Annotated in this window: 5 protein-coding genes and 1 pseudogene; all 6 read right to left on the reverse strand. The window is 64.2% G+C overall.

Annotated elements, in window-relative coordinates:
* Window positions 1-389 (reverse strand): annotated as a pseudogene (locus Q0O95_RS12955) (shikimate dehydrogenase); the annotation flags it as partial.
* A gap of 6 nt (window positions 390-395) precedes the next feature.
* Window positions 396-1,490 carry an endolytic transglycosylase MltG gene (gene mltG, locus Q0O95_RS12960; protein WP_293699433.1) on the reverse strand — a complete coding sequence of 365 codons (1,095 nt, stop codon included), beginning with the start codon at window positions 1,488-1,490 and terminating at the stop codon, window positions 396-398.
* The gene (gene ruvX, locus Q0O95_RS12965; protein ID WP_293699436.1) at window positions 1,490-1,945 is read right to left on the reverse strand and encodes a Holliday junction resolvase RuvX; all 456 of its coding nucleotides are present in this window, start codon (window positions 1,943-1,945) and stop codon (window positions 1,490-1,492) included. Before ruvX ends, mltG begins: the two co-directional genes overlap by 1 nt.
* Before the next feature lie 14 nt (window positions 1,946-1,959).
* Window positions 1,960-4,617 carry an alanine--tRNA ligase gene (alaS, locus tag Q0O95_RS12970; protein WP_293699439.1) on the reverse strand — a complete coding sequence of 886 codons (2,658 nt, stop codon included), beginning with the start codon at window positions 4,615-4,617 and terminating at the stop codon, window positions 1,960-1,962.
* 76 nt (window positions 4,618-4,693) lie between these two features.
* On the reverse strand, window positions 4,694-4,873 hold the full coding sequence (locus tag Q0O95_RS12975; RefSeq protein WP_293699442.1) for a hypothetical protein: 180 nt from the start codon (window positions 4,871-4,873) through the stop codon (window positions 4,694-4,696).
* Between the two features lie 108 nt (window positions 4,874-4,981).
* On the reverse strand, window positions 4,982-5,611 hold the full coding sequence (rpsD, locus tag Q0O95_RS12980; protein ID WP_293699445.1) for a 30S ribosomal protein S4: 630 nt from the start codon (window positions 5,609-5,611) through the stop codon (window positions 4,982-4,984).
* Between the last annotated feature and the right edge of the window lie 225 nt (window positions 5,612-5,836).

Here is a 5,836-nt window from a genome sequence, read left to right on the forward strand (position 1 = left end):
ACGAGCGCGCTCATCGCCGTGGCTCCCCCGCCCACGATCCCTGCCGTGCTGGAGTCGGTGAGCCCGGCAAGTCGGAACGCAGCAACGATGCCGGTAACGTCCGTGTTGAAGCCCCGCCTGGACTGGACGAGCACGGTGTTGGCTGCTCCTGTGAGCTGCGCATTCTCATCGAGTTCTCGCGCCCACGCGTGAGCTTGCTCCTTCAGCGGCGCCGTTACCGAGACTCCGCGCCACTGTCCGCGGAGCGCATCCATGAACGTCTCGAACGAATCGCGCGTCACGTCGTGCGGCTCATAGCTCCATCGGAGACCAAGGGTGCGATACGCCGCAAGGTGCATGACCGGTGACTTCGAGTGAGCGATGGGGCTTCCGATGACTCCGAGCTTCACTGCGAATCACGATCCCCACTCGGGGTTGTCGCGCAGCCACTGCTGGAAGATCTCCACGTTCTGCTGATGCTCCTCGTATGTTTCCGCAAAGAGAGTCTCCCCCGTTTCCGGATTCACGGTGACGAAGAAGAGCCACGGGCCGTCCGCCGGATTGAGAGCGGCATTGATGGCGTCGTCTCCGGGAGCTCCGATGGGGCCCGGCGGCAGACCTTCGTGCACGTAGGTGTTGTACGGGTTGTCGGCGTCCTCACGCTCCTCGGGAGTCGTCGTGACGACGTGCAGGTGCCCCGTGCCGTAGGCGACCGTCGCGTCGGACTGCAGCAGCATGCCCTGCTCGACGCGGTTGAAGAAGACGCGACTCATGCGCGTGAAGTCGTCGTGGCTCCGACCTTCGCGTTGTACGAGGGCAGCCATGGTCAGTACTTCGTGTCGTTCGTCCTCGGCAACACCGTGCTGATCGAGGGACTGCACCATACGGTCCACCATGACCTGCAGGATGCTTTCCGGCGTCGATTCGGGGCTGAATTCGTACGTCGCCGGGAACAACCAGCCCTCGAGACTCGTGGAGTCTTCCGAAACACCCTCGTATGCGCTCGGATCCTCCGCTGCGGCTTCGTACTCCTCAGCCGTGAAATCGGTGTGCTCCGCCAGCCGTTCGAAGAGCTGTGTGATCACGAAGCCCTCCGGGATCGTCACCGTCCAGATCTGCAGCGATGCGGGATCTGTCAGGACATCGAGGGCTGCTTGAGCGCTCATCTGCGTCCGCAACTCGAATGTTCCGGGCTGCAAGCGTTGTGCGATCGAGTCGTCCTCCATCACGATTTCGATGAGCGCCTCCGGTGAGGCGATGACGTCATCCTCCGCGAGGATGTTCGCCGCATCCGTCCAGTTCGCTCCTTCCGGGATCGTCACGCTGACGGGGTCGACCCCGTCGCCCTCGTAGTCTTCGGGTCCGGCGTTCCAACCGTTCAGAAAACGCTCGACGCCGAACGCTCCTCCGATAACCAGCACGAGGATGACACCGAGCGTGATGAGCAGCGGTGCGAGCCCGCGCTTCTTCGTCTCGACGTACGTTGAACGCTTCAGTTCGTCCTTGGCCATCAGTCCTCCTCGCCCTGCGCGTTCTCAACGACGCTACCGGCAGGTCGACCGGATCCGCGCTCCGCATCCAGCGCGTGCTGCAGAATGACGACTGCAGCAGCCTGGTCGATCACGGACCGCTGGCGCTTCGCTTTCCGCCCCGCCGCACGCATGCCGGCCTGTGCGGTCACGGTACTCATCCGCTCGTCCACCAGCCGCACCGGCGTTCTCCCCTGCGCGAGGAGAGTCGCGAAATCACGTGCGTCCTGCGTGCTCGGCGTATCGGCGCCGCTGAGGGAAAGCGGTAGGCCAACCACGATTTCCACGGCGGCGTATTCGTCCGCGAGCTCCCGTACGCGCTCGAGCGCTCGGGGTGCGTCGCTCGCTCGCTGTACCGTTTCCACCGGCATGGCCAGTGAACCGGCGGCGTCCGAGGCTGCTACCCCGACCCGGGCCCTGCCCACATCGACGCCCAACCGGACACCTCGCCTCACGCGTGGATACCGTCGCGGACGGCGTCGAGCGCCGCTGGAATCTTATCCGGGTCGCTGCCGCCGCCCTGCGCCATGTCCGGCTTGCCGCCGCCGCCGCCGCCGAGCACGGTTGCCGCGGTCTTCGCAAGCGGCCCTGCCTTGACACCGACTTCGCGTGCGGGTTCGTTCGTGCCGACGACGACCATCGGCTTGCCGTTGACCTCCCCGGCAAGGGCCACGACAGCCGCATCCGACCCGAACTGCGTCCTTACCTGACCGACCAGCGCGCGCAGATCGTCAACGGAATTCACGATGCCCACGCTCGTGGCTGCAAGCAAGACGTCGCCAACACGCGATGCGCTGCCGGCGATCTCCGGGACACGCTTCGCAAGCGATGCCGCCTCGAACTCCTGGATTCGCCTTTGTGCCTGTTTGAGATCGGCGGTGAGCTCCTGAATGCGAGGAACGAGCAACTCACGCGGGGTCTTCAGGTTCGTGGTGAGTTCGTTCACGAGTGCCCGTTCCGCGGCGAGCTGACGGAAAGCATCCGTTCCCACAAGCGCCTCGACCCGCCGAGACGACGCGGAAACACTCGATTCACCCGTCACGGAGATGAGGCCGATCTTGGCCGATGACGAGACGTGGGTGCCTGCGCAGAGTTCGCGCGACCACGGCCCGCCGATGTCCACCATACGAACGGTATCGCCGTATTTCTCACCGAAGAGCGCCGTAGCGCCCATGGAACGCGCTTCATCCAGCGGTAGCGTGCGGCTCACGACTTCGAGATCGGCGGCCACCGCCTGGTTCGACACTTCTTCCAGCTCGGTACGCGTCTCGTGAGAGAGCGCCTGCGACCACGAGAAGTCCAGCCGCATGTAGCCGGCCTTATTGAAGGAGCCCGACTGGCTCGCGTCCTTGCCGAGCAGCTGGTGAACGGCTGCATGAACGATGTGCGTTGCCGAGTGTGCCTGTGTGGCTCCGAAACGATAGACGGGGTCGACCTGCGTGCGCAGTGTCTGACCGACTTCCAGCGAGCCGTCGGCGACGCGTACGGTGTGGCTGACAAGGCCCGGAACCGGGCGCTGAACGTCGAGAACATCCGCCTCTCCCGTCGGGCCCACGATGCGGCCCTGATCGCTGTCCTGACCGCCGGCCTCCGCGTACAGCGCCGTTGCGGTCAAAACGACCTCGACTTCTTCGCCGACGGAAGCGGCGAGTACCTGCTGTCCGTTATGCAGGATGCCGATGACTTCGCCGTCCGCCTCGAGCTCGTCGTAGCCGAGGAAGGCGGTTTCGCCCTTCGCACGCAGGTCGGAGTACACCGAGAGATCCGCGATCTGGGAGCGCTTGGACTTCGCATCGGCTTTCGCCCGCTGCCGCTGTTCGCTCATGAGGGAGTCGAAGGCGGCACGATCGACGCTCAGTCCGGACTCTTCCGCGATCTCCAACGTCAGGTCGACGGGGAAACCGTAGCTGTCGTGCAGCAGGAACGCCGTGTCGCCGCCAAGCTGCTTCGCACCGTCGGAACGGACCCTGTCGATCGCGAGGTCCAGCACCGACGAGCCGGCCTCGAGAGTCTTGAGGAACGTGCCCTCCTCGGCGAGCGCAACACGCTCGATGCGGCCGTATTCGGACGAGATCTCCGGGTACGTCGGTGACATTGCATCACGGGAGGCCGCGAACAGCTCGCGGAACGTCGGCTCTTCCACGCCGAGCAATCGCATCTGCCGCACGGCCCGTCGCATAAGGCGACGCAGCACGTACCCGCGGCCCTCATTGCCGGGGGTGACGCCGTCCCCCACCAGCATGAGCGACGATCGCACGTGATCCGCCACGATGCGGAGCCGCACATCGTCTTCTCCGCTGGCCCCGTAGCGGCGACCAGACATGTCGGAGGCGAGGTCCAGGACGGGGCGGACCTGATCGATCTCGTACATGTTGCGCACGCCCTGTTTCAGGAAGGCCATGCGTTCGACCCCGAACCCCGTGTCGATGTTCTTGCTCGGGAGCTCACCAACGATGTCGAATTCGGTTTGCGACTCCACGTTCGTGATTTCGTCCTGCATGAAGACGAGATTCCAGAGCTCGAGGTACCGATCGCTGCCCGTTGCGGGGCCGCCCTCAGGACCATAGTCGGGGCCGAGGTCGAAGAAGATCTCGGAATCGGGGCCGGCCGGGCCGGGCTGCCCGGTCATCCAGTAGTTGTCCTCGAGCCCGAGTCGTTGAATGCGCGATGCGGGGATGTCCGTGAGCTCTCGCCACAGACGCTCGGCTTCGTCGTCGGTCTGGTAGACCGTGACCCACAGATCTTTCGCATCGAATCCGTAGCCGCCGTCCGCTTCGGAGGACGTCAGGAGCTCCCACGCGTACTGAATCGCTTCGCGCTTGAAGTAGTCGCCGAACGACCAGCTGCCGGCCATCTGGAAGAACGTGCCGTGCCGCGGAGTCTTGCCGACCTCTTCTATGTCGTTGGTTCTGATGCACTTCTGCACGTTCGCAGCTCGAGGATACGGAGCAGGCACGCGACCCGTCAGGTACGGGATGAACGGGACCATGCCCGCGACGGTGAACATGATGCCCGGGTCGTCGCTGATGAGCGAGAAGCTCGGGACGATGGTGTGGTCCTTCGACTCAAAGAACTTGAGCCAGCGGTCACGGATCTCGGAAGTCTGCATGAAGGCTTTCTGACGCTTGCGACCCTATCCCGTTCTGGAAGGGCAGCGGTTGGGTGCTGGTTGCGTGGCGTATCGGCTAGTCGCCGCGGAGCTCTGTCTCGCGGGACACGTAGCCGTCACGCACCGCCTGCGCGAATTCACCGATGCGCAGCTCCACATCGTCGACGATCTCACGACCGCGCGGGGTCTGCTGAATCAATCGAATGGCGACGACACCCGCGGCTATGCCGAGGGCCAGGTACAACACTTTCTTCACGGTCGACTCCTTGCGGGATTGAAAAGCTGCAAGCGCAGCACCGTCCATCCTAGCGATTGAGGGTCCCCGCCGAACAAGCGGAGACCCTCAAAAAACTGTCGTTGTGACCTAGCGGCCCGAGTAGTACTCGACGACGAGCTGAACGTCACAGGTGACTGGCACCTCGGCGCGCTTCGGGCGACGCAAGAGCCGCGCCTGCAGCTTGTCGAGTTCGACGTCCAAGTAACCCGGGAGGTCCGGCAGCACCTGAGCGTGACCGCCCGCTGCTGCGACCTGGAAGGGCTCGAGTGCCTCGGAGCGCTCCTTCACGTGAACGAGCTGATCCGGCTTCACACGGAACGAGGGGCGGTCGACGATCTTGCCGTCCACGAGGATGTGGCGGTGCACGACGAGCTGACGAGCCTGCGCCGTGGTGCGGGCGAACCCTGCACGGAGCACGAGCGAGTCGAGACGCATCTCCAGCAGCTCGACGAGGTTCTCACCCGTCAGACCCGGCTGACGGCGAGCCTCGTTGAACGTGATGACGAGCTGCTTCTCACGGAGGCCGTACTGTGCGCGAAGACGCTGCTTCTCGCGCAGACGGACCGCGTAGTCGCTGTCGCTCTTGCGCTTCGTGCGGCCGTGCTGGCCGGGCGCGTAGGGGCGCTTCTCGAGGTGGCGGGCCGCCTTCGGGGTGAGGGCGACGCCGAGCGCGCGCGAAAGGCGAACCTTCGAACGCGTACGTGACTTGCTTGACATTAGACTTCCTTCGCTAAAGCAGTCTGCCGCGTGAGCGGCTGGCCTAAGTAGGCCAAAGGAGACATGATGAACGACACGCGGGTTGCGAGCCGTCTGCCAGCTTATCAGAACCGGCACACTCTCGCGTTTCGTGTCCCGGAACCCACAACTCACCCCAAAATATGCGAAAAACTTCGAAACATGACCGTCATGTTTCGAAGTTTTTCGCACCCTAGGGGTGGTCTA

Source organism: uncultured Agrococcus sp. (genome assembly GCF_945915485.1).
Classification (GTDB): domain Bacteria; phylum Actinomycetota; class Actinomycetes; order Actinomycetales; family Microbacteriaceae; genus Agrococcus.

Bases quoted from the DNA above. Each gene is read 5' to 3' on its own strand.
- mltG (WP_293699433.1), bottom strand. From the start codon at position 1,490: ATGGCCAAGGACGAACTGAAGCGTTCAACGTACGTCGAGACGAAGAAG.
- alaS (WP_293699439.1), bottom strand. From the start codon at position 4,617: ATGCAGACTTCCGAGATCCGTGACCGCTGGCTCAAGTTCTTTGAGTCG.
- rpsD (WP_293699445.1), bottom strand. From the start codon at position 5,611: ATGTCAAGCAAGTCACGTACGCGTTCGAAGGTTCGCCTTTCGCGCGCG.